The organism is Streptomyces sp. NPDC001728 (assembly GCF_040297565.1).
In the GTDB taxonomy this organism is placed as follows: domain Bacteria; phylum Actinomycetota; class Actinomycetes; order Streptomycetales; family Streptomycetaceae; genus Streptomyces.
Window position 1 is genome coordinate 173,263 of sequence record NZ_JBEOZK010000007.1, and the last position, 22,278, is coordinate 195,540.

Here is a 22,278-nt window from a genome sequence, read left to right on the forward strand (position 1 = left end):
TGCCGTCTGATGGGGCCGGTGGGGGGCCGGATGGGGCGGCCGGACGGTGAACGGTGCCCAGGGCGGTACGGAGGGGCGTACCGCCCTGTCGGTCGGTCGTGCGGTGGGTTTGTCCGGAATGCGGGGACCCGCTAGTGGAGCAGACTGCCCTGGAGCTCCGCACGCAGATCCGGGGTGAGCACGCTGCCGGCCCGGTCGACCAGCAGCGCCATCTCGTAGCCCACGAGGCCGATGTCGCACTCGGGGTGCGCGAGCACGGCCAGCGAGGAACCGTCGGAGACCGACATGAGGAAGAGGAAGCCGCGCTCCATCTCCACCACGGTCTGCGCGACGGGGCCCCCCTCGAAGATCCTGGACGCGCCCGCGGTCAGCGAGGTCAGTCCGGACGCGACCGCCGCCAGCTGGTCGGCGCGGTCGCGGGGGAATCCTTCGGACATGGCCAGCAGGAGTCCGTCGGCGGAGACCACCACCGTGTGCGACACCCCGGGGGTGTTGTCCACGAAGTTGGTGATCAACCAGTTCAGATTCTGCGCCGCCTGGCTCATCGCGTTCACTAACGCTCCTGCTGGTGGTTCGGACCGAGGTGGTGGTTACCCGTGGTCGAGTTACCGGCCTGCCGGCCCTGCTGGATGCCGCGGCGCAGATTGGTCAGCCGGCCGCGGACGTCGTCGGGTGCACGCGAGACCTGGGGGCCGGCGCTGTGCGCCTGCTCCTGGGCGGTCCCGGGTACGAGGTTGGCCTTCGGCACGCGCCGGGGGAGGCCGGAGGTGGTGACGCCGCCGGCCGCGGGCTTGCGGACCCGCTCGGCCTGGCGCACCAGCTCGTCGTTGGGCGAGGTCCGCCAGGCGGCCCCGCCGTTCTGCCGACCGCCGTCGGCGGGCACCGGAGCGGACGGCTGAGCGACGACCGGGGCCTGCGTCGTCTGCGCCGGGTCCTGCTGCTGGGCCTGCTGCTGAGCCTGCTCCTGGTGGAACCAGTTGGTCTCGAGCGTGTCGTACAGCGGGGTACGGCCGTCGCCCGCACCGCTCGCCGGCGGCAGGGCCTCCGGACGGCGCGGCTGCTGGAGCTGCGGCTGCTGCGGGGGCTGCTGCCGGACCGGCTCGGCAGGACGCGGGGCACCGAAGTCCTCGCCGGTCCGCTGACGCGGCGCCGGGGGCCGGCCCTGCGGGGCCTGCTGCTGCGCCTGCGGTACGAAGGGCTGCCGGCCGAACTGCTGCTGCTGGCCTCCCTGGTACGCCTGCGGGGCCTGCGGCTGCTGCGGCTGCGGGGCCTGCGGCTGCCGCGGGGCGCCGAAGTCCGGCCGGGCGAACTGGCCGGTGGAACCCGGGCCCTGCGGAGCGCCGAAGTCCGGCTGCGGGAACTGGCCCGTGGAACCGGGGCCCTGCGGGGCACCGAAGTCCGGGCGCGGGAACTGCGCCGTCGACGCCGGGTCCTGCACACCGCCCTGGTAGACCTGCGGGGCCTGCGGGGCCTGCTGCGGGCGGCCCTGCTGGGGCTGCTGCTGCGGGGCGCCGAAGTCGGGACGCGCGAACTGGCCGGTGGAACCGGGACCCTGGGGGGCCGCCGGAGCACCGAACAGGCCCGGGGCCTCCGGCTCCTCGTGACCGCGCGGGGCGTCCAGCGGGGACATCTCCTGCTGCGGGCGCCGGACCGGCTGCTGGGCCGGGTCGTTGCCCCAGCTCGCGGCCTGCGGGCGCTGCGGCTGGGGGTTGCCCCCCGGCAGCTCGGCGCGCGGGAAGTCGTACCCGGCGGGCTGGTTGTTCTGCGGGGCCTGGCCCTGCGGCTGCTGCTGCGGCGCGCCGGGTCCGGCCTGCGGGGCGCCCTGGCCGGCCTGGTTGCCGTGACGGCCGCCCTGGTTGGTCTGGTTGCCCTGGTTGCCCTGGTTGCCCCACACGTCCGTACGGGAGGGGATGGCGCTCGCGGCGCCGCCGATGAGACCGCCACCGGGGCCCGGCCGCATCGCGTCCTGGCCCGGCGCCTGCGGGGCCGGGGGGATCTGCGGCAGCTGACCGGTCTGGTCGAACTGGGCGTTCTGCGGCTGCGGATTGCGGGGCTGCGGCCCGCCGGTGAGCGGAGCGCCCTCGCGGGCGGGCAGCGCGGCCCGCGGACCGCTCGTACCGACCTGACCGCGTGGCGCACCGGCACCGGCGCCGAGCAGTCCGGCCGTCGGCGCACCGCCCTGGCCCGGACGCGCCCCGCCGGGGCCGCCGGCCGCGCCGGGACCCGCGGGGAGCCGTCCGCCCGGGGCGGAGGCGCCGGGCGGCATCGCGCCCTGGCCACCGGCACCCGGCTTGGGCATCGGCTTCTTGTTGCCCTGGGCGACGTCGACCGGAAGCATGACGAGCGCGGTGGTGCCGCCCGAGTCGGACGGACGCAGCTGGATGCGGATGCCGTGTCGCAGGGACAGGCGGCCGACCACGAAGAGACCCATGCGGCGGGAGACCGAGACGTCCACGGTGGGCGGCGAGGCGAGCCGCTCGTTGATCGCGGCGAGGTCCTCGGGGGAGAGGCCGATGCCCGTGTCGTGGATCTCGACGAGCACCCGTCCGTCCGGCAGTGCGTGGCCGGTGACCCGGACCTTGGTCTGCGGGGAGGAGAACGAGGTCGCGTTCTCGAGCAGCTCCGCGAGGAGGTGCACGAGGTCGTTGACGACCCGGCCGGCGACCTCGGTCGCGGGGACCGAGGACAGTTCGATGCGCTCGTACTGCTCCACCTCGGAGGCGGCGGCGCGGAGCACGTCGACCAGCGGGACCGGGCGGGTCCAGCGGCGGCCCGGCTCCTCACCGGCGAGGACGAGGAGGTTCTCACCGTTACGGCGCATGCGCGTCGCGAGGTGGTCGAGCTTGAAGAGCGAGGAGAGCTGGTCCGGGTCGGCCTCGCGGGACTCCAGCTCGGAGATGAGCGACAGCTGACGCTGGATGAGGCCCTGGGAACGGCGCGAGAGGTTGGTGAACATCGCGTTGACGTTGCCCCGGAGGAGGGCCTGCTCGGCGGCGAGGCGGACGGCCTCGCGGTGCACGTCGTCGAAGGCCGCGGCCACCTGGCCGATCTCGTCCCTGGAGTGCACACCGACGGACTCGACGGAGGTGTCGACGTCCTGCGGGTCGGACTCGGAGAGCTGCTTGACGAGCTCGGGCAGCCGGTCCTGGGCGACCTTGGTCGCGGTGTCCTGGAGCCGGCGCAGCGAGCGGATCATCGACCGGGCCACGACGAAGGCGCCGATGAGCGAGACGCCGAGGACCAGGAGGATCAGCGCACCGTTGACGATGGCCTCGCGCTGCGAGTCCTGCCGCAGCTCACGGGCCATGCTCTCCATGTCGCCGAGCAGACCGCGCTCGATGCGGTTCATGGCGGCGATCTTGGTGCCGTACTCGTCGGTGAAGTTCAGATGGCCGCGCTTGGCGCCGCCGGGCATGGCGTCGTCGGACTTCAGCACGCGCTCGGCGTACTTCTCGGCGGCCAGGATCGAGGGGTTGCCGCTGTTCAGCGAGGCGGTCAGCTCGTTGGCGTCGCCACCGGTCGACTCGTAGATCGCCTGGAACGACTTGAGCTCGACGCTCTCGGAGTTCAGCGCGGCCTCGCCGTAGAGGCGGTCGCCCTGCTGGAGCCGTCCGGCGGTCTTGTCGCCCTGGGGGAGGGCGCCGGCGATGATCGCCTGCTGGATGGAGGCGTACTCCTTGGCGGACGAGAACGCGGCGAGCGCGCGGGTCCGCTTGATCATGTCGGGGTTGCTGGTCGCCTGCGCCATGTCCTGGGACAGGCTCAGCAGCGAGCGGACGAGGCGGCTGTAGGCCTCGACCGTCACCGAGTGGGAGACGCCCTTCGCGTAGGCGTTGCCGCGGATCGTGTTCAGCTGGATGACCTGCGAGGCGATCTGGCTGACGTTCTGCCGGATGCTGCGCAGCGCCTCGTCGCCGTCGGTGGACGGGATGTCCTCCGTGGCCTCGAGGAAGGCCTTGTACTCGCGGTCCGTCTTCCGGCGGTTGTTGGCGACCTGGTAGTCGCTGACCGGGCGGCCGTTGGCCAGCGGACCGGCGGACAGGTCGCGCTCGGCCTGCAGGGCCTGCGCGAGGTCGGTCGCCTCACGGGTCAGCTTGGTCAGCAGCTGCATGTGGTCGAGCTGCTCCATGTCCTGGAGCGACTCGCTGATGCGGATGCCGCCCAGGGTGGTCGCGGCGACCACGGGGAGGGTCAGCAGTGCGACCAGGCGCGTGGAGATGCGCCAGTTGCGCAGGGCTATTCGCGGGCCGACCTCGTTCTCGGCGCGGGGCTTGACGGAGGCCTCGGCCGGCTCGGAGGGGGCGGCCGAGGCGTTCGCACGCCTGCCGCCGCCGTCACCGCCGTCGGACGGACCCTGACCCTGGTTCGGGGTGCGCGAGGCCGAGGGACCGCGGTCGGTACGCGGTTCCTGCTCCGCCGGAGCATCCGCTCGGCCCTGGCGGGCCTGGGGAGACCCCGAGCCTTCCCTCTTGAAACGTCCCTGCACTAGCGTCGCAACCTCTGGACCAGGCGTCCTTCCGGATGAACGGAGAGGACGGTGTCGGCGTCAATCGGGGCGTGGAGCGCCCCAGGTGGTCGTCGGTGACCGGCGCAGTTCCCCCTTCCCCGCCACATGGCCGGCGCTGCGTTGCGCCCCCTGCGCACCGGCTTGAAACCCGCGGCGGTGCGTGGAATTCCAGCACAGTGCCGGATCTCCAACAAGGGCCTCGTGGCGCGCCGCGAGGGGAATGACAACCCGTGCCCGAGGGGTCACCCCATGTAGAAGATGATCACGGAGGATTCGGACTTTTCCCCTCCAATGGCTGCGCGTACCTGTGTGTCCCAGTCGACATGATCAGGAGCGGAATAGATCGTTCAGTGGCAGAATGTCCCTTTCCGTGACCGGGAGTGGCAGTCCGTAATGCCCGGAATGTATCGCCATTCGTGAGCAAACTCACACGCTGATCGATGTCTTAGCCATGCATTCGAAGGGAATCGCATGTTTAGCCTGACGCTTTACACCCCTTCGCGCCCGCACGGGGCGCCCGTACCGGAACAAGGTCAGATCACCGCGATGAAGACGACGACGCCCGGCACCACGGCCAACCCCCGCCGTTCCACCCTCGTCCACCTCACGGACGCCGCAGAGCTCGGCCGGGGCGCCCGGCCGGAGTACGCGGTCGAGCTGCCCACGAACACGGCGAACCCCCGCCGCACGATCCTCATGCAGGCCCCCGCGCCGTACGAGCCCCAGCCGTACGCCACCGCGTCCCGCTGACCCCGGCGGGGGACCGCACGGGTCATCCGCGTCACATCCCGCGTCACCCGTGTCATCCACCCCGGTGATATCGCCGTTCGGCCACCCTCGCGCCGCGTTAGCCTGGAGCGTCAGACTCCAGCCAGCACCAAGTGAGGGGCGAAAGCACTCGTGCGCATCGCCAGATTCTCCATCGACGGCAATGTGGCCTTCGGCGCCGTCGAAGGCGAGGGAACCGTCGAGTCCGGCGGCCTCGTCCTCGACATCATCAAGGGCATCCCGTACACCGACTTCGAGCTCAGCGGCACCAAGGTCCCGCTGAGCAAGGTACGGCTCCTGCCGCCCGTGCTCCCCAACAAGGTCGTGGCCATCGGCCGCAACTACGCGGAGCACGCGGCCGAACTCGGCAACGAGGTCCCCGACGTCCCTGTCGCCTTCTTCAAGCCCACCACCTCGGTGATCGGCTCCGGCGACGCGATCGAGTACCCCTCCTTCTCCAACGAGCTGCACCACGAGGCCGAACTGGCCGTGGTCATCGGCCGCATGTGCCGCGAGGTGCCCCGCGAGCGCGTCAAGGACGTCGTCTTCGGCTACACCTGCGCCAACGACGTCACCGCCCGCGACGCCCAGCAGCGCGAGAAGCAGTGGGCCCGCGCCAAGGGCTTCGACACCTCCTGCCCCCTGGGGCCCTGGGTGGAGACCGACCTCGACCCCCGTGACCTGACGATCCAGGCCACGGTCAACGGCGAACAACGCCAGTTGGGTCGGACGAGCGACATGATCCGCTCCATCGAGGACCTGGTCGTCCACATCACCGAGGCCATGACGCTGCTCCCCGGCGACGTCATCCTCACCGGCACCCCCGCCGGGGTCGGCCCCCTCAACGTCGGCGACGAGGTCGCCGTCACCATCGAAGGCATCGGCACTCTCACCAATAAGGTGATCAAGCGTGGCTAACGCGAATATCCGCGTCCGTTTCTGTCCCTCGCCGACCGGCAACCCCCATGTGGGTCTGGTCCGCACCGCTCTCTTCAACTGGGCCTTCGCCCGGCACAACGAGGGCACCATGGTCTTCCGCATCGAGGACACCGACGCCGCACGCGACTCCGAGGAGTCGTACGGCCAGCTGCTCGACTCGCTGAAGTGGCTCGGCCTCGACTGGGACGAGGGCCCGGAGGTGGGCGGCCCGCACGCCCCCTACCGCCAGTCGCAGCGGATGGACACCTACAAGGACGTCGCCGACAAGCTGCTCGCCGGCGGGTACGCGTACCCCTGCTACTGCACCACCGAGGAGCTCGACGAGCGCCGCGCCGCCGCCCGCGCCGCCGGCCGCCCGTCCGGCTACGACGGCCACTGCCGCGACCTCACCGCCGAGCAGAAGGCGGCGTACGAGGCCGAGGGCCGCGCGTCGATCGTCCGCTTCCGGATGCCCGACGAGCCGATCACCTTCACCGACCTCGTCCGCGGCGAGCTGACCTTCACCCCGGAGAACGTGCCGGACTACGGCATCCTCCGGGCCAACGGCGCCCCGCTCTACACGCTGGTCAACCCGGTCGACGACGCCCTGATGGAGATCACCCACGTCCTGCGCGGCGAGGACCTGCTCTCCTCCACCCCCCGCCAGGTCGCGCTCTACAAGGCGCTGATCGAGCTGGGCGTCGCCAAGGAGATCCCCTCCTTCGGCCACCTGCCGTACGTGATGGGCGAGGGCAACAAGAAGCTCTCCAAGCGTGACCCCGAGGCCTCCCTCAACCTCTACCGGGAGCGCGGCTTCCTCCCCGAGGGCCTGCTGAACTACCTCTCGCTCCTCGGCTGGTCGTTCTCGGCCGACCAGGACCTCTTCACCATCCCCGAGATGGTGGCGAAGTTCGACATCGCCGACGTCAACGCCAACCCGGCGCGCTTCGACCTCAAGAAGGCCGAGTCGATCAACGCCGACCACATCCGCATGCTGGACGTGAAGACCTTCGCCGAGGCCTGCGAGCCCTGGCTGAAGGCCCCGCACGCCAACTGGGCGCCCGAGGACTTCGACCGCGCCGCCTGGGAGGCCATCGCGCCGCACGCCCAGACCCGGATGACCGTCCTCTCCGAGATCACGGCCAACGTCGACTTCCTCTTCCTGTCCGAGCCGGTCTTCGACCAGCCCTCGTGGGACAAGGCGATGAAGGGCGAGCCGGCGGTCCTGCTCACCACCGCCCGCGAGAAGCTCGTGGACGCCGACTGGAGCGACCCCGAGTCCCTCAAGAACGCCGTCCTGGTCGCTGGTGAGGCCCACGGCCTCAAGCTCGGCAAGGCCCAGGCCCCGGTCCGCGTCGCGGTCACCGGACGCACGGTCGGCCTGCCGCTCTTCGAGTCCCTGGAGATCCTCGGCAAGGAGAAGACCCTGGCCCGCATCGACGCGGCCCTGGCGAGGCTCTCCGCCTGACCCCCGCCGCGCGGTACGGTCGAGCCATGACCATCCGCGCGGTGCTGTGGGACGTCGACGACACGATCTTCGACTACGCCCGCGCCGACCACGTCGGCATGAGCGCGCATCTGACGGCCGAGGGCCTGGTGGACGGATTCGACTCCGTCGACCGGGCCCTCCGCCGTTGGCGGGAGCTGACCGCGCTGCACTGGCGCCGCTTCGAGGCCGGCGGCGTCGACTTCCGGGAGCAGCGCAGGGACCGCGTCCGGGACTTCCTGGCACGGCCGCTGAGCGCCGCCGAGGCCGACGACTGGTTCGACCGGTACGTCTCCCACTACGAGGCGGCCTGGGAGCTCTTCCCCGACGCCGTCCCCGTCCTGGACCTGCTGGCCGATGACTATCGTCACGGGATCCTGTCCAACTCCAGCCTCCACAACCAGGACCGCAAACTGCGGGTCCTCGGTGTGCGGGACCGCTTCGAGGCCGTCCTCTGCGCCGCCGAACTCGGGGTGGCCAAACCGGCCCCGGAGGCCTTCCACGCCGCCTGCACCGCCCTTGAGCTGCACCCGAGCGAGGTGGCGTACGTGGGGGACCAGCCCGACATCGACGCCAGGGGAGCGGTGGAGGCGGGCCTCAGGGGCATCTGGCTGGACCGCGCGGACACCGGCGGGCGCCCCGAACTGAACCGGATCACGGACCTCCGCCAGCTTCCGGACCTGCTCAGCGGGGATACCCGTTTTGGAGCACCGTCCACCTTCGGGTAATGTTCTTCCTGCGCCGAGGGGAACAAGCCGAAAGGCAAGAACCCGGAAAGCGCAAGCCGAGCAAGATCCTCCCTGGTGGGGAAGTTGTTCCGGTGGCCTATGGTGTAATTGGCAGCACGACGGTTTCTGGTTCCGTTAGTCTTGGTTCGAGTCCAGGTAGGCCAGCTCGCAGAGCTTTATCTGCAAACCGTGGATGGCATCCACAAAGCCCCCGTTGTGTAGCGGCCTAGCACGCCGCCCTCTCAAGGCGGTAGCGCCGGTTCGAATCCGGTCGGGGGTACAGATCCATCCTGCGGATCACTTGGGTAGCTCCCGGTGGATCCGCGGTGACATCACCCGGCTCGTGCCGGGTGGGATCGCTAGGGCCCCCGTTGTGTAGCGGCCTAGCACGCCGCCCTCTCAAGGCGGTAGCGCCGGTTCGAATCCGGTCGGGGGTACGGTGTAACCACCATGGCCTATGGTGTAATTGGCAACACTACGGTTTCTGGTACCGTCATTCTTGGTTCGAGTCCAGGTAGGCCAGCTCGCAGAGCTCATCTGCACCGCGGATCTGATCCGCAAGGCCCCCGTTGTGTAGCGGCCTAGCACGCCGCCCTCTCAAGGCGGTAGCGCCGGTTCGAATCCGGTCGGGGGTACAGAGAGAAGAAGCCCTTCCCTTCGGGGGAGGGCTTCTTCGCTGTCCGGGGGCCGTTGGGCGGATCCGCACACAACTCCGGCCCACCGCTGCGGCGTTGAAGCGGTGGGCCGGGGTCGTGCAGAAGGGGAAGGGGGCGTCAGCCGGTGCGGCGCAGAGCCTCGGAGAGGCGGGCGGCTGCGTCGATGACCGCCTGGGCGTGCATACGGCCCGGGTGGCGCGTCAGACGCTCGATCGGCCCGGAGACCGACACGGCGGCCACCACGCGGTTCGACGGGCCGCGCACGGGCGCGGAGACGGACGCGACGCCCGGCTCCCGCTCACCGATCGACTGGGCCCAGCCGCGGCGCCGTACGCCCGAGAGGGCCGTCGCCGTGAAGCGGGCGCCCTGGAGGCCGCGGTGCAGCCGCTCGGGCTCCTCCCACGCCATCAGGATCTGCGCCGAGGAGCCGGCCTTCATCGTCAGCGTCGAGCCCACCGGGACGGTGTCCCGGAGACCCGAGAGCCGCTCGGCCGCCGCCACGCAGATGCGCATGTCGCCCTGCCGGCGGTAGAGCTGGGCGCTCTCGCCGGTGACGTCGCGCAGATGCGTCAGCACCGGGCCCGCGGTCGCGAGCAGACGGTCCTCACCGGCCGCCGCCGCCAGCTCCGACAGGCGCGGTCCGAGAATGAACCGGCCCTGCATGTCACGCGCCACCATCCGGTGGTGTTCCAGTGCCACGGCGAGACGATGTGCCGTGGGTCGTGCGAGTCCCGTCGCCGCGACCAGTCCTGCGAGGGTGGCCGGACCGGACTCCAGGGCGCTCAGGACAAGGGCTGCCTTGTCGAGAACGCCTACGCCGCTAGAGTTGTCCATGCAACGATATTCGCGTCTCACTCTGTGAAACGCAAGTTCAATTTCCCGAGGAACTTGTCACTCTGGTGAGGCGGCCGCACAACGGCCCGCGAAACGGGTCTCTAGTTGTGCCGGCGCAGACGTCGGCCGGAGGGAAAGCGATGGGTAGGACACTCGCGGAGAAGGTCTGGGACGACCATGTCGTCCGGCGCGCGGAGGGCGAGCCCGACCTTCTCTTCATCGATCTGCACCTGCTGCACGAGGTGACCAGCCCCCAGGCCTTCGACGGCCTGCGCCAGAACGGCCGCCAGGTGCGGCGCCTCGATCTCACCATCGCCACCGAGGACCACAACACCCCGACCCTCGACATCGACAAGCCGATCGCCGACCCGGTCTCCCGCGCTCAGCTGGAGACCCTCCGGAAGAACTGCGCCGAGTTCGGCGTCCGGCTGCACCCGCTGGGCGACGTCGAGCAGGGCGTCGTCCACGTGGTGGGGCCGCAGCTGGGCCTCACCCAGCCCGGCACCACCGTGGTCTGCGGCGACTCCCACACCTCCACGCACGGCGCCTTCGGCGCGCTGGCGTTCGGCATCGGCACCAGCCAGGTCGAGCACGTGCTCGCCACCCAGACGCTGCCGCTGGCCCGCCCCATGACCATGGCGATCACGGTCGACGGCGAGCTGCCCGAGGATGTCACCGCCAAGGACCTGATCCTGGCGATCATCGCGAAGATCGGCACCGGCGGCGGCCAGGGCTACATCCTGGAGTACCGGGGCTCCGCCATCGAGAAACTCTCGATGGAGGCCCGGATGACCATCTGCAACATGTCGATCGAGGCCGGTGCCCGCGCGGGCATGATCGCCCCCGACGAGACCACCTTCGCCTATCTGAAGGGCCGCGCCCACGCCCCCGAGGGCGAGGACTGGGACGCCGCCGTCGCGTACTGGAAGACCCTGGAGTCCGACGAGGACGCCGTCTTCGACGCCGAGGTCGTCATCGACGCCGCCTCCCTGGCGCCGTTCGTCACCTGGGGCACCAACCCCGGCCAGGGCGCGCCGCTTTCCGCGAACGTCCCCGACCCGGCTTCGTACGAAGACGCTTCGGAGCGCCTCGCCGCCGAAAAGGCCCTGGAGTACATGGGGTTGACCGCCGGGCAGCCGCTGCGCGACATCCGGGTCGACACCGTCTTCGTAGGCTCCTGCACCAACGGCCGCATCGAGGACCTGCGCAACGCCGCCGGTCTGCTCGAAGGCCGCAAGGTCGCCGACGGCGTCCGCATGCTCGTCGTCCCCGGCTCGGTCCGGGTGGCCCTGCAGGCCGTCGAGGAGGGCCTGGACAAGGTCTTCAAGGAGGCCGGGGCCGAATGGCGGCACGCGGGCTGCTCCATGTGCCTGGGCATGAACCCCGACCAACTGGCTCCCGGTGAGCGCTCCGCGTCCACCTCCAACCGCAACTTCGAGGGCCGGCAGGGCAAGGGTGGCCGGACCCACCTGGTCTCGCCCCAGGTCGCCGCCGCCACCGCCGTCCTGGGCCGTCTGGCCTCCCCGGCCGATCTGTCCGACGTCGCCACCACCGCGGGGGTCTGAGGAACCATGGAAGCTTTCACCACGCACACCGGCCGGGCCGTCCCGCTGCGCCGCAGCAACGTCGACACCGACCAGATCATCCCCGCGCACTGGCTGAAGAAGGTCACCCGCGACGGCTTCGAGGACGGCCTCTTCGAGGCCTGGCGCAAGGACCCGGAGTTCGTCCTCAACCGCCCCGAGCGGCAGGGCGCCTCGGTCCTGGTGGCCGGCCCCGACTTCGGCACCGGCTCCTCCCGTGAGCACGCCGTCTGGGCGCTCCAGAACTACGGCTTCCAGACGGTGATCTCCTCCCGCTTCGCCGACATCTTCCGCGGCAACTCGCTGAAGAACGGCCTGCTGACCGTGGTCCTCCCGCAGGAGACCGTGGACGCGCTCCAGGAGCTGACCGAGGCCGACCCGACCGCCGAGATCACCGTCGACCTGGAGCGGCGCAAGGTCCTGGCCGACGGGATCGACGCCGACTTCGAGCTCGACGAGAACGCCCGCTGGCGGCTCCTGAACGGACTCGACGACATCAGCCTCACCCTTCAGAACGAAGCCGACATCGCGGCATATGAGGGGTCACGACCGGCCTTCAAGCCCCGTACAATTACGGCCTGAGCAGCGCTTTTCCAAGACTGCGCCCCCCACCGTCCGGTGGGGGGCGCAGTCGCTTGTTGAGACCCTGTCGGGCGACAACTCGCCCTAGATGGCACAATCGGTGCATGGAACGCGACAGCCAACTCGAGCTCTACGAGTCGGTCGCCGCCCGATTGAAGGAAGCGCACACAAGAGTGCGCTCACTGCAAGTCCCGGAGGGCGTAAGGATGGCGCTGTCCCGGAAGCTGCTGGTCGTGACGGCCGCGGCGAAGCACGATCTCAAGGACGCGGCAACGCGTCTGGAGCGGTTGATGAAGGACCTCGACGAGGGCCGATTCCCAGAGGACGACTGACACCAGGAACTCCGCAGCGGATCTTCCGCGTTGCGGCACTAGGGTGATTAGCCCGTTTCGTGTTTGATTTGCGGTATATACATGCCTAACGTGCGAAAAAGCTTGAACACTTTCGTTCTGGCAATGTCTCCGAAGGGGAAGACGTGAACAAGGCGCAGCTCGTAGAAGCGATTGCCGACAAGATGGGCGGTCGCCAGCAGGCCGCCGAAGCCGTCGACCACGTGCTCGACGCCATCGTGCGTGCCGTGGTCGCGGGCGACCGGGTCTCGGTCACGGGTTTCGGCTCGTTCGAGAAGGTCGACCGTCCGGCCCGCTACGCCCGTAACCCGCAGACGGGTGAGCGGGTCCGGGTCAAGAAGACCTCCGTCCCGCGCTTCCGCGCCGGTCAGGGCTTCAAGGACCTGGTCAGCGGCTCGAAGAAGCTCCCCAAGGGTGGCGAGGTCTCCGTCAAGAAGGCACCCAAGGGCAGCCTCACCGGTGGCGCCGCCTCGGCGACCGTGAAGAAGGCCGCGGCGAAGAAGGCCACCACCGCCAAGAAGGCCGCCGCGAAGAAGGCGACCCCGGCGAAGAAGGCCACCACGGCGGCAGCCAAGAAGGCGACCCCGGCGAAGAAGGCCACCACGGCGGCAGCCAAGAAGGCGACCCCCGCGAGGAAGGCCACCACGGCCGCGGCCAAGAAGACCTCCGCCGCCGCCAAGAAGACCACCACGGCCGCCGCGAAGAAGGCGACCAAGGTCACGGCCAAGAAGACCGCGCCGGCCGCGAAGAAGGCCACGGCGACGAAGGCGCCCGCCAAGAAGACGACGGCGCGCAAGACGACCGCCAAGAAGACCGCCGCCAAGAAGTAGGACGAGCGGTAGACACCCGCCGGGCCGGGCTCCCTTCGGGGAGCCCGGCCCGCGGCGCACACACCGTCTAGAAGGTCTGCAGCGTCACCAGCGTGATCCGGAGCCCCGCGCCCGACGTGCCGGGCTCGGTCTCGATCCGGACCCGCTGCCCCGGCCGCAGCAGCCGCAGTCCGCCCGTGTCGAAGGCCTCCGCCCCGAACTCCACGGGGGTGCCGTCGTCGAGCAGCACACTGCCGCTGCGGGTCTCGGGGTCGTACGTGAACGCGGTCGCCTGCATGGACCGCAGCCTATCCGGCCGCCGGCAGCCACCGGGCGGCCGTCCGGGGGCCGAGCCCCAGCGCCCCCGCCGCCGCCAGATCCTCCCCGGTGTCCACGTCCCGGCGTACGGAATCCACCCCGGCCAGCGTGATTTCCACCGCTCCCGAAGACAAATGCCGGAGCCGTGACGCACCCCCGAATGCGGGTTCCAATTCCACTCCCGGACCCGCAGAGAGGAATGTGGTGCCGATTTCGGCGGCATCCGCGAGAAATGCCCGCGGAAATTTCCCCGCCGCGTCCAGGACCCGGGTCAGCTCCGCCGGCCGCAGCGCCGGCAGATCCGCGTTGAGCGCCGCCACCCGCGCGCACGGCCACCGGGAACGTACGGCACGGACCCCGTGCGCCAGCGCCGCGTTGAGACCGGCCGCCGGGGCGTCCGGCACGATCCGCGCGCCCAGGGCCCCGAGCGCCTCCGCCGCCGCCGGATCGTCCGTGACGACCGCCACATCCCGCACCCTCGGACAGTCCAGCACCGCACCCACGGTGTCCTCGGCGAACGCGAGGGCCAGCCGGGGCCGCAGCAGGGCCCCGGCCGAGGCCGCCAGCCTGCTCTTCGCCAGTGCGAGGGGCTTCAGCGGGACGACCAGGGACCAGCCGTCGCCGGGGTCCGTGTGCGTCGGGTGCGTCGCGTTCATCGGGGCCCATTCTGTCCCGCCCACGCGGCCCACCCCAGGGCCCGGGGCGTACGGTGTCACTCGACACGGCAGGAGCATGGGGCGACACTTGACCCCCTGCCAGCCAGCCCCGGAGAAAGGTGTCCGCGTGCCCCGCCGCAGAATCGGCTTCTGGTACCGCCTCGCGGCGGTCATCGCCAAACCCCCCCTGGTGGTTCTGTTCAAGCGGGACTGGCGCGGCATGGAACACATCCCGGCCGACGGCGGTTTCATCACCGCGGTCAACCACAACTCCTACCTGGATCCGCTGTCCTACTCGCACTTCCAGTACAACACCGGCCGCGTTCCGCGCCTCCTGGCCAAGGCGGGCCTGTTCAAGACCCCCTTCGTCGGCATGATGCTGCGCGGCACCGGCCAGATCCCCGTCTACCGCGAGACCACCGACGCGCTGGACGCCTTCCGGGCCGCCGTCGACGCCATCGAGCGCGGCGAGTGCGTCGCCTTCTACCCCGAGGGCACCCTGACCCGGGATCCCGACATGTGGCCCATGGCCGGCAAGACCGGGGCCGCGCGCGTCGCCCTGCTCACCCGGGCCCCCGTGATCCCGGTGGCCCAGTGGGGCGCGAACCTGGCGATGCCGCCGTACGCCAAGGAGAACAAGTTCCGGCTGTTCCCCCGCAAGACGCTGACCGTGCAGGCCGGTCCGCCCGTCGACCTCTCCCGCTTCGACGGCCTGGAGCCGACGCCCGAGGTCCTCCGCGAGGCCACCGAGGTCATCATGGCGGCCATCACCGCCCTCCTGGAGCAGATCCGCGGCGAGCGGGCCCCCGCGGAGCCGTACGACCACCGCAGGGCTCGCATGGAGCAGCGCCGCAAGGCCGCCGAGGGGGGCACCAAGTGACCAGGACAGCAGTCTTCGGCAACGGATCCTGGGGCACCGCCTTCGCCATGGTGCTCGCCGACGCGGGCTGCGAGGTGAGCCTCTGGGGCCGCCGCGCCGAACTCGCCAAGGAGATCAACACCACCCGGGTCAACCCCGACTACCTGCCGGGCGTCGAACTCCCGGAGCGGATCACGGCCACCGCCGACGCGGCCGAGGCCGCCGCAGGCGCCGACTTCACCGTCCTCGTCATCCCCTCCCAGACCCTCCGCGGCAACCTCGCCGCCTGGGCGCCGCACCTCGCCCCCGACACCGTCCTCGTCTCCCTCATGAAGGGCGTCGAACTCGGCACCGCCAAGCGGATGAGCGAGGTCATCACCGAGGTCGCCGACGTGCCCGCCGAGCGCGTCGCCGTCCTCACCGGCCCCAACCTGGCCAAGGAGATCGCCGCCCGGCAGCCCGCCGCCGCCGTGGTCGCCTGCTCCGACGAGTCGGTCGCCCAGAGGCTCCAGGCCGCCTGCATGACCCCGTACTTCCGCCCGTACACCAACACCGACGTGGTGGGCTGCGAGCTCGGCGGCGCCGTGAAGAACGTCATCGGCCTCGCCGTCGGCATCGCCAACGGCATGGGCCTCGGCGACAACTCGAAGGCCACGCTCATCACCCGCGGCCTCGCCGAGACCACCCGCCTCGGCCTCGCCATGGGCGCCGACCCGCTCACCTTCTCCGGCCTCGCGGGCCTCGGCGACCTCGTCGCCACCTGCTCCTCGCCGCTCTCCCGGAACAACACCTTCGGCACCAACCTCGGCCGCGGGATGACCCTCCAGGAGACCATCGCGGCCACCAAGCAGACCGCCGAGGGCGTCAAGTCCTGCGAATCGGTGCTCGATCTGGGCCGCCGCCACGGCGTCGACATGCCCATCACCGAGACCGTCGTCTCCATCGTCCACGACGGCAAGCCGCCGGTCGTCGCGCTCAGGGAACTGATGTCCCGCAGCGCCAAGCCCGAGCGCCGCTGAGCCCTCCCCCGCAGGTCGGCGGCGACTGCGCCGGACGCGCGGTACGGCAGCGGGGCGCTCAGGAGTTCGGGAGCCGCAAGGTACGCTCATCGCGATATGAGCGAGAACACCCAGAGCCCCCGCAAGCCGCGCGTGGCCGTCGTCTTCGGCGGACGCAGCTCCGAGCACGCCATCTCCGTCGTCACGGCCGGCGCCGTCCTGAGCGCCATCGACCGGGACAAGTACGACGTGCTGCCCATCGGCATCACGACGGACGGGCGCTGGGCGCTCACCGCCGACGCCCCCGAGCGCATGGCCATCACCGACCGCGCCCTGCCGAGTGTCGCGGAGCTCGCCGAGTCCACGGAGGGCGGCGTCGTCCTCTCCGTCGACCCCGCCAACCGCGAGGTCGTCCTCACCGAGCCCGGTGCCGTGCCCAGGGCCCTCGGCGAGGTCGACGTGGTCTTCCCGATGCTCCACGGCCCGTACGGCGAGGACGGCACCCTCCAGGGCCTCCTGGAGCTCTCCGGCGTCCCCTACGTCGGCGCGGGCGTCCTCGCCTCCGCCGTCGGCCAGGACAAGGAGTACATGAAGCGGGTCTTCGTCTCCTTCGGACTCCCGGTCGGCCCGTACGAGGTCGTCCGGCCCCGCGAGTGGGAGCAGAACCCGGCAGCCGCCCGCAAGAAGATCGTCGAGTTCGCCGCCGAGCACGGCTGGCCGCTCTTCGTGAAGCCGGCCCGCGGCGGCTCCTCCATGGGCATCACCAAGGTCGACGACCTCTCCGGCCTCGACGAGGCCATCGAGGAGGCCCGCCGCCACGACCCCAAGATCCTCGTCGAGTCGCTGCTGCGTGGCCGCGAGATCGAGTGCGGCGTCCTGGAGTTCGAGGACGGCCCGCGCGCCAGCGTGCCCGCCGAGATCCCGCCGGTCACCGACCACGACTTCTACGACTTCGAGGCCAAGTACATCGACTCGGCCTCCGGCATCGTGCCCGCCCCCATCGGGGACGAGGCCACCGCCGAGATCCAGCGCCTGGCCGTCGCCGCCTACGAGGCGGTGTCCTGCGAGGGCCTGGTCCGCGCCGACTTCTTCCTCACCGAGGACGGCGACTTCGTCATCAACGAGATCAACACCATGCCGGGCTTCACGCCCATCTCCATGTACCCGCGCATGTGGCAGGAGAGCGGCGTGAGCTACCCCGAGCTGGTCGACCGGCTCATCCAGGCCGCGCTGACCCGCTCCACCGGCCTGCGCTGACCCCGCCCGCGACCGAGGACCGTGCCATCCGCCTCTCAGAGGCTCGGCGGCACGGTCTTCAGCACGGGCGCGGCGAGATCGGCGAGCGGCGTCATGTCGTGCGCGTACCGCTCGCCGAGCGTCACCTCCACGTACGCCTTCCGGTACGTCGTGGTGAAACGGGGCCCGGTGCCCTCCGGACGCTCCAGCATCCAGTTCACGCCGTCGGCCTCGATGCCCTGCGCCTTGGGATCGCTCATCTTTTCGGGCCGGGGGACCCCACAGCGCAGTACGATCGCACCGTCACCCCAGCCGGCGGTCAGCTCGGAGCCGGGCTCCGGGTCACTCCGCTCCAGCCCCACCACGGTGTCCGGAAGCTCCTTCGCCAGTGCCTGGCAGAAGGCGGCCTCCGCCGCCGGGGGGCTGGGAACCGCGACGGACGCCGAGGCGCCCGGCGAGGAGCAGCCGGCGGCGGCCAGCAGCAGGAACACTGCCGAGACCGCGGCGGGCAGGCCGAAGGGCCGGTGGGAAGACGTCACCGGCCAAGCGTAGACGGGGGCTACAGATGAACGACCGGGCAGGTGAGGGTGCGCGTGATGCCGTCCACTTGCTGGACCTTGGCGACCACCATGCGGCCCAGCTCGTCGACGGTGTCCGCCTGTGCGCGCACGATGACGTCGTACGGACCGGTCACGTCTTCGGCCTGGATCACCCCCGGGATCTCGGAGATGGTGTCGGCGACGGTCGACGCCTTGCCCACCTCGGTCTGGATGAGGATGTACGCCTGAACCACGGAACCTCCAGGGCGACCACGAGGATCTTGTGGGAGAAAGGGACGCCACGGTACCGCGTCGCCGCGGGCCGCGGGGAGACCCGCGTGTCCCGGGGCGCCCGCCCGGTGGCGTTCGCAGGACAGAAGTTGACGGTCTACTTGACGGTACCCAGCACGGTGACGGCCCGCGACCCGCGGCGCGCGACAGCGTGCCGCCGCCCGCAGGACGGCACGAAGACACGAGGTGAGGCGCGGTGAAGGGCACAGTCGGAGAGCTGGGCGAGTTCGGGCTCATCAGGGAGCTCACGTCCCGGCTCACCTCCACCCCGGCGGTACGGATCGGGCCCGGCGACGACGCCGCGGTCGTCTCCGCCCCCGACCGGCGCGTGGTGGCCAGCACGGACATCCTCCTCGAAGGACGTCACTTCCGCCGCGACTGGTCGACGGCGTACGACGTCGGCCGCAAGGCCGCCGCGCAGAACCTCGCCGACATCGCCGCCATGGGCGCGGTCCCCACCGCACTCCTCCTCGGCCTCGTCGTCCCCGCCGAACTCCCCGTGACCTGGCCCACCGAACTCATGGACGGCCTGCGCGACGAATGTCAGGTCGCGGGCGCGGCGGTGGTCGGCGGCGACGTCGTACGCGGCGACACGATCATGGTCTCCATCACCGCCCTCGGCGACCTCCGCAACCACGACCCGGTCACCCGGGGCGGCGCCCAGCCCGGCGACGTCGTCGCCTACACCGGCTGGCTCGGCTGGTCCGCCGCCGGATACGCCGTCCTCTCCCGGGGCTTCCGCTCACCGCGCGCCTTCGTCGAGGCCCACCGCAGGCCCGAACCGCCGTACCACGCCGGCCCCGCCGCCGCCGGTCTCGGCGCCACCGCCATGTGCGACGTCAGCGACGGCCTCATCGCCGACCTCGGCCACATCGCCGAGGCCAGCAAGGTCCGCATCGACCTGCGCTCCGGCCTCATAGACATCCCCACCCAGATGAACGACATCGGCCAGGCCGTCGGAGTCGACCCCATGCAGTGGGTGCTCACCGGGGGAGAGGACCACGCCATCGTGGCCACCTTCCCGCCCGACGTGAAGCTCCCCGCCCGCTGGAAGGTCATCGGGGAGGTCCTCAACCCCTCCGCGCTCCCGCAGGTCACCGTGGACGGCGCGCCCTGGCACAGCGTGGGCGGCTGGGACCACTTCGGGGAGACCGAGTGACCGCTCGGCCCCCGCTGGTGCTGACCGTCGCCGGATCGGACTCCGGCGGCGGCGCCGGCGTCCAGGCCGACCTGAAGACGATGCTCGCGCTCGGCGTCCACGGCATGAGCGTGCTCACCGCCGTCACCGCCCAGAACTCGCGAGGCGTCCAGGACGTCTGGGAACTGCCCGTGGAGGCCGTCCGCGCCCAGTACCGGGCCGTCGTCGACGACATCGGCGTCCAGGCCGTCAAGACCGGCATGCTGGCCTCCGCCGCCCTCGTCGAGACCGTCGCCGCACTCCTCGCGGACACCACCGCACCCGTCGTCGTCGACCCGGTGGGCGTCTCCAAGCACGGCGACCCGCTGCTCGCCGAGAGCGCGCTCGACTCCGTACGCACGAGACTGCTGCCCCGGGCGACCGTCGCCACGCCCAACCTGGACGAGGTGACACAGCTCACGGGCGTGCGGGTCGTGGCGGAGGCCGACATGCGGACCGCCGCCGAGGCGGTCCTGTCGCACGGACCGGAATGGGTCCTGATCAAGGGCGGACACCTGCCCACCGGCCGGGAGGCCGTCGACCTGCTCACGGACGGCACCGAGGAACACTGGCTGCGCGCCCCCCGCCACGACAACCGGCACACCCACGGGACGGGCTGCACGCTCGCGTCGGCGGTCGCGTCCGGGCTCGCCAAGGGCCTGGCGGTGCCCGCGGCGGTACGGGAGGCCAAGGAGTACGTGACCGGAGCCATCGCCGCCGGATTCGCCCTGGGCACGGGCATCGGCCCGGTCGACCACGGCTGGCGGACGCGCTGAGGGCGCCTACCGGCTTCCGGGAACGTCTCCGCGTACGCTTCCGGGCATGGCAAAAGGCCGGTTCACCGAGGTGAACCGGCCTTTCAAGGCAACCGCAGGGGCTGCGCTACGACAGAACGTCGCGATTAGCGCGAGACCTTGCCGGCCTTGATGCACGAGGTGCAGACGTTGAGCCGCTTCGGCGTCCGACCGACCACGGCACGCACGCGCTGGATGTTCGGGTTCCAGCGACGGGACGTACGGCGGTGCGAGTGCGAAATGTTGTTGCCGAAGCCCGGCCCCTTGCCGCAGACGTCGCAGTTGGCAGCCACGGGTCACTCCAAAGACTTCAGAATTACAGTGAAATCCGGCGCACCGGAATCAGGAGTCTGAAGTGGCTTGCCGGGGGATGGCCCGGTGTGAACCGGGCAACCGAAGCAGCATACAACGCCTGCTTCGGTGGAACGAAACTACCATGGTCTGCGCGGACCTCGCCCCGGGCCCCGGTCACCGGAGGGACGCCCCGGGTCTACCCTGCGGTGAGCTCACCGCCGAAGGAGGACCCCCCGTTGTCGCGAGCCCTTCAGCCCTCCGAGGAGCTCGTCGAGCTCGACGCGGAAGCGGTCAGGACCTGGTGCGCACGGGCTCTGGACGCCCTCGGCCGGGAGCGCGACGCGATCGACGCGATCAACGTCTACCCCGTCGCCGACGGGGACACCGGCACCAATCTGTATCTGACCGCCGAAGCCGCCCACCGGGCCGTGGAATCCGTCTTCGCGGCCTCCGCACCCGACACCGCCGAGACCGTACGCGCCATGGCCCACGGCGCCCTCCTCGGCGCCCGCGGCAACTCCGGGACCATCCTCTCCCAGCTCCTGCGCGGCATGGCCGGCGTCCTCGCCGGCGGAGGTGACGGGGATCACCTCGCCCGCGCCCTCGCCGAGGCCGCCCGCGCCGCCCGCGAGGCCGTCGCCCACCCCGTGGAAGGCACCATCCTCACCGTCGCCGCAGCCGCCGCCGGAGCCTGCGCGGGCGGCGGCGGACTCGTCGACGTCGCCAGGAACGCCCACGAGGGCGCCACGACCGCCCTCGCCGCCACCTCCGGGCAGCTCGATGTCCTCGCCCGCGCCGGAGTCGTCGACGCGGGCGGCCGGGGCCTGGTCACCGTCCTCGGCGCCCTCCTCGAAACCGTCACCGGGCAGACCCCGCCCCCCGCGCGCACCGCACCCGTCACCCCCGTCCCCGCCGAGGTGTGCCCCACCGAGGACGGCCCCGCCTACGAGGTGATCTACCTCCTGGAGGCCGGGGACGCCGCCGTGGAACTGCTGCGCGGGCGGCTCGACGCCCTGGGCGACTCCCTCGTCGTCGTCGGCGGCGACGGGCTGTGGAACGTCCATGTGCACGTCGACGACCCCGGCGCCGCCGTCGAGGCAGGCATCGAGGCCGGACGCCCCCACCGCATCCGGATCACCCACTTCGCCGCCGAAGCCGCCACCGGCCCCGCCGAGCGCGCCCAGCGCGCCGTCGTCGCCGTCGTCCCCGGCGAAGGCCTCGCCGGACTCTGCGCGGAGGCGGGCGCCACCACCGTGCGGACCCGGCCCGGGGAACCCCCCGCGGGCGACGAACTCCTCGACGCCATCCGCCGGGCCCACGCCCGCGAGGTCGTCCTGCTGCCCAACGACACCGACCTGCGCCAGACCGCCGCTGCCGCCGCCGAACGCGCCAGGGCCGAAGGCATCCGCGTCGCCCTGATCCCCACCCGGGCCGCCGTCCAGGGCATCGCCGCCCTCGCCGTCCACGAACCCGACCGCCGCTTCGACGAGGACGTCGTCGCCATGACGGCCGCCGCCGGAGCCACCCGCTACGCCGAACTCGCCGTCGCCGAACACCGGTCCTTCACCTCGGCCGGCGTCTGCCAGGCCGGCGACGTCCTCGGCCTCATCGAGGGCGATGTCGCCGTCATCGGCAAGGACCTCACCGAGACCGCCCGCACCGTCCTGGACCGGATGCTCTCCGCCGGCGGCGAACTCGTCACCCTGGTCGTCGCCGACGACACCCCGCCCGGACTCGCCCCCGACCTCGAACGCCACGTCCGGCGCGGCTACCTCGCCGTCGACACCACCACGTACCACGCGGGCACGGGGGCCCCGCCGCTGCTCATCGGCGTGGAGTGACGACGCCCCTCCGGGGCACCCCGACACCCGCAGACGCGGTGCCGTACCCGACTG

22 protein-coding genes and 5 tRNA genes are annotated in these 22,278 nt (G+C 71.3%); 19 read left to right on the forward strand and 8 right to left on the reverse strand.

Annotated features, from left to right (window positions below):
• Positions 1-131 precede the first annotated feature (131 nt).
• A complete protein-coding gene (locus ABT154_RS13545) occupies positions 132-545 on the reverse strand; it encodes a roadblock/LC7 domain-containing protein (protein ID WP_030496942.1) in 414 nt (137 codons plus the stop codon).
• Positions 546-553: 8 nt separating this feature from the next.
• Entirely contained in the window at positions 554-4,486 is a 3,933-nt protein-coding gene (locus tag ABT154_RS13550) for a sensor histidine kinase (protein WP_351856674.1), read from the reverse strand.
• Positions 4,487-5,053: 567 nt separating this feature from the next.
• On the opposite strand from ABT154_RS13550, the gene ABT154_RS13555 reads away from it, so the two are divergent.
• From ABT154_RS13555 to ABT154_RS13595, 9 genes are all read left to right on the forward strand, one after another.
• The gene (locus ABT154_RS13555) at positions 5,054-5,257 is read left to right on the forward strand and encodes a hypothetical protein (RefSeq protein WP_317875042.1); all 204 of its coding nucleotides are present in this window, start codon (positions 5,054-5,056) and stop codon (positions 5,255-5,257) included.
• 150 nt (positions 5,258-5,407) lie between these two features.
• Positions 5,408-6,193, forward strand: a complete 786-nt coding sequence (locus tag ABT154_RS13560; RefSeq protein ID WP_351856676.1) for a fumarylacetoacetate hydrolase family protein — start codon at positions 5,408-5,410, stop codon at positions 6,191-6,193.
• Positions 6,186-7,661: a glutamate--tRNA ligase gene (gene gltX / locus ABT154_RS13565; RefSeq protein WP_351856678.1), complete on the forward strand. Its 1,476-nt coding sequence runs from the start codon at positions 6,186-6,188 to the stop codon at positions 7,659-7,661. Before ABT154_RS13560 ends, gltX begins: the two co-directional genes overlap by 8 nt.
• Before the next feature lie 26 nt (positions 7,662-7,687).
• A complete protein-coding gene (locus tag ABT154_RS13570) occupies positions 7,688-8,407 on the forward strand; it encodes an HAD family hydrolase (protein WP_351856680.1) in 720 nt (239 codons plus the stop codon).
• A 93-nt stretch (positions 8,408-8,500) separates the two neighbouring features.
• Positions 8,501-8,572: transfer RNA gene (locus ABT154_RS13575), tRNA-Gln, on the forward strand.
• Positions 8,573-8,614: 42 nt separating this feature from the next.
• Positions 8,615-8,687: transfer RNA gene (locus tag ABT154_RS13580), tRNA-Glu, on the forward strand.
• Positions 8,688-8,771: 84 nt separating this feature from the next.
• Positions 8,772-8,844 (forward strand) — tRNA-Glu (locus tag ABT154_RS13585).
• Positions 8,845-8,858: 14 nt separating this feature from the next.
• Positions 8,859-8,930, forward strand: a tRNA-Gln gene (locus ABT154_RS13590).
• Between the two features lie 39 nt (positions 8,931-8,969).
• Positions 8,970-9,042, forward strand: a tRNA-Glu gene (locus tag ABT154_RS13595).
• Between the two features lie 138 nt (positions 9,043-9,180).
• Here the strand turns inward: ABT154_RS13595 and ndgR are convergent.
• Complete coding sequence (ndgR, locus tag ABT154_RS13600; protein WP_016432448.1) at positions 9,181-9,897, reverse strand: IclR family transcriptional regulator NdgR; 717 nt, start codon at positions 9,895-9,897, stop codon at positions 9,181-9,183.
• Positions 9,898-10,037: 140 nt separating this feature from the next.
• Between ndgR and leuC the strand changes: the two genes are divergently transcribed.
• The 4 genes from leuC to ABT154_RS13620 all read left to right on the forward strand — a co-directional run bounded on the left by leuC (position 10,038) and on the right by ABT154_RS13620 (position 13,242).
• Positions 10,038-11,462 carry a 3-isopropylmalate dehydratase large subunit gene (gene leuC / locus ABT154_RS13605; RefSeq protein WP_351856682.1) on the forward strand — a complete coding sequence of 475 codons (1,425 nt, stop codon included), beginning with the start codon at positions 10,038-10,040 and terminating at the stop codon, positions 11,460-11,462.
• 6 nt (positions 11,463-11,468) lie between these two features.
• Positions 11,469-12,062: a 3-isopropylmalate dehydratase small subunit gene (gene leuD / locus ABT154_RS13610; RefSeq protein ID WP_351856684.1), complete on the forward strand. Its 594-nt coding sequence runs from the start codon at positions 11,469-11,471 to the stop codon at positions 12,060-12,062.
• A 104-nt stretch (positions 12,063-12,166) separates the two neighbouring features.
• Entirely contained in the window at positions 12,167-12,394 is a 228-nt protein-coding gene (locus ABT154_RS13615; protein ID WP_267046049.1) for an SCO5555 family protein, read from the forward strand.
• A gap of 143 nt (positions 12,395-12,537) precedes the next feature.
• Complete coding sequence (locus ABT154_RS13620) at positions 12,538-13,242, forward strand: HU family DNA-binding protein (RefSeq protein WP_351856686.1); 705 nt, start codon at positions 12,538-12,540, stop codon at positions 13,240-13,242.
• 67 nt (positions 13,243-13,309) lie between these two features.
• On the opposite strand, the gene ABT154_RS13625 is transcribed toward ABT154_RS13620, so the two are convergent.
• Complete coding sequence (locus ABT154_RS13625) at positions 13,310-13,519, reverse strand: hypothetical protein (protein WP_317875034.1); 210 nt, start codon at positions 13,517-13,519, stop codon at positions 13,310-13,312.
• A 10-nt stretch (positions 13,520-13,529) separates the two neighbouring features.
• On the reverse strand, positions 13,530-14,195 hold the full coding sequence (cofC, locus tag ABT154_RS13630; protein ID WP_351856688.1) for a 2-phospho-L-lactate guanylyltransferase: 666 nt from the start codon (positions 14,193-14,195) through the stop codon (positions 13,530-13,532).
• A 127-nt stretch (positions 14,196-14,322) separates the two neighbouring features.
• Here cofC and ABT154_RS13635 point away from each other — a divergent pair, with 127 nt between their 5' ends.
• From ABT154_RS13635 to ABT154_RS13645, 3 genes are all read left to right on the forward strand, one after another.
• A complete protein-coding gene (locus ABT154_RS13635; RefSeq protein ID WP_351856690.1) occupies positions 14,323-15,075 on the forward strand; it encodes a lysophospholipid acyltransferase family protein in 753 nt (250 codons plus the stop codon).
• Entirely contained in the window at positions 15,072-16,073 is a 1,002-nt protein-coding gene (locus tag ABT154_RS13640) for an NAD(P)H-dependent glycerol-3-phosphate dehydrogenase (RefSeq protein ID WP_351856692.1), read from the forward strand. The genes ABT154_RS13635 and ABT154_RS13640 overlap by 4 nt, the downstream gene beginning before the upstream one ends.
• Positions 16,074-16,169: 96 nt before the next feature.
• Complete coding sequence (locus ABT154_RS13645) at positions 16,170-17,309, forward strand: D-alanine--D-alanine ligase family protein (protein WP_351856694.1); 1,140 nt, start codon at positions 16,170-16,172, stop codon at positions 17,307-17,309.
• A gap of 35 nt (positions 17,310-17,344) precedes the next feature.
• Here the strand turns inward: ABT154_RS13645 and ABT154_RS13650 are convergent, their stop codons facing one another.
• Together ABT154_RS13650 and ABT154_RS13655 are read right to left on the reverse strand one after the other, a co-directional pair.
• Entirely contained in the window at positions 17,345-17,827 is a 483-nt protein-coding gene (locus ABT154_RS13650; RefSeq protein WP_351856696.1) for a DUF3515 domain-containing protein, read from the reverse strand.
• A 20-nt stretch (positions 17,828-17,847) separates the two neighbouring features.
• The gene (locus tag ABT154_RS13655) at positions 17,848-18,081 is read right to left on the reverse strand and encodes an Lrp/AsnC family transcriptional regulator (RefSeq protein ID WP_351856698.1); all 234 of its coding nucleotides are present in this window, start codon (positions 18,079-18,081) and stop codon (positions 17,848-17,850) included.
• A 233-nt stretch (positions 18,082-18,314) separates the two neighbouring features.
• Between ABT154_RS13655 and ABT154_RS13660 the strand changes: the two genes are divergently transcribed.
• Both ABT154_RS13660 and thiD read left to right on the forward strand, forming a co-directional pair.
• A complete protein-coding gene (locus tag ABT154_RS13660) occupies positions 18,315-19,277 on the forward strand; it encodes a thiamine-phosphate kinase (RefSeq protein ID WP_073819075.1) in 963 nt (320 codons plus the stop codon).
• Positions 19,274-20,071 carry a bifunctional hydroxymethylpyrimidine kinase/phosphomethylpyrimidine kinase gene (thiD, locus tag ABT154_RS13665; protein WP_351856700.1) on the forward strand — a complete coding sequence of 266 codons (798 nt, stop codon included), beginning with the start codon at positions 19,274-19,276 and terminating at the stop codon, positions 20,069-20,071. Before ABT154_RS13660 ends, thiD begins: the two co-directional genes overlap by 4 nt.
• A 125-nt stretch (positions 20,072-20,196) precedes the next feature.
• Here thiD and rpmB read toward each other — a convergent pair whose 3' ends face one another.
• Positions 20,197-20,382: a 50S ribosomal protein L28 gene (rpmB, locus tag ABT154_RS13670; protein ID WP_003957616.1), complete on the reverse strand. Its 186-nt coding sequence runs from the start codon at positions 20,380-20,382 to the stop codon at positions 20,197-20,199.
• 237 nt (positions 20,383-20,619) lie between these two features.
• On the opposite strand from rpmB, the gene ABT154_RS13675 reads away from it, so the two are divergent.
• Positions 20,620-22,224, forward strand: coding sequence for a DAK2 domain-containing protein (locus ABT154_RS13675; protein ID WP_351856702.1), 1,605 nt, complete (start codon positions 20,620-20,622; stop codon positions 22,222-22,224).
• Positions 22,225-22,278 lie beyond the last annotated feature (54 nt).

What these genes read in the sequence shown, in the direction of transcription:
- ABT154_RS13545 (WP_030496942.1), bottom strand. Translation starts at nt 545, where the DNA reads ATGAGCCAGGCGGCGCAGAATCTGAACTGGTTGATCACCAACTTCGTG.
- ABT154_RS13555 (WP_317875042.1), top strand. Translation starts at nt 5,054, where the DNA reads ATGAAGACGACGACGCCCGGCACCACGGCCAACCCCCGCCGTTCCACC.
- ABT154_RS13570 (WP_351856680.1), top strand. Translation starts at nt 7,688, where the DNA reads ATGACCATCCGCGCGGTGCTGTGGGACGTCGACGACACGATCTTCGAC.
- ndgR (WP_016432448.1), bottom strand. Translation starts at nt 9,897, where the DNA reads ATGGACAACTCTAGCGGCGTAGGCGTTCTCGACAAGGCAGCCCTTGTC.
- leuC (WP_351856682.1), top strand. Translation starts at nt 10,038, where the DNA reads ATGGGTAGGACACTCGCGGAGAAGGTCTGGGACGACCATGTCGTCCGG.
- leuD (WP_351856684.1), top strand. Translation starts at nt 11,469, where the DNA reads ATGGAAGCTTTCACCACGCACACCGGCCGGGCCGTCCCGCTGCGCCGC.
- ABT154_RS13615 (WP_267046049.1), top strand. Translation starts at nt 12,167, where the DNA reads ATGGAACGCGACAGCCAACTCGAGCTCTACGAGTCGGTCGCCGCCCGA.
- ABT154_RS13625 (WP_317875034.1), bottom strand. Translation starts at nt 13,519, where the DNA reads ATGCAGGCGACCGCGTTCACGTACGACCCCGAGACCCGCAGCGGCAGT.
- cofC (WP_351856688.1), bottom strand. Translation starts at nt 14,195, where the DNA reads ATGAACGCGACGCACCCGACGCACACGGACCCCGGCGACGGCTGGTCC.
- ABT154_RS13645 (WP_351856694.1), top strand. Translation starts at nt 16,170, where the DNA reads ATGAGCGAGAACACCCAGAGCCCCCGCAAGCCGCGCGTGGCCGTCGTC.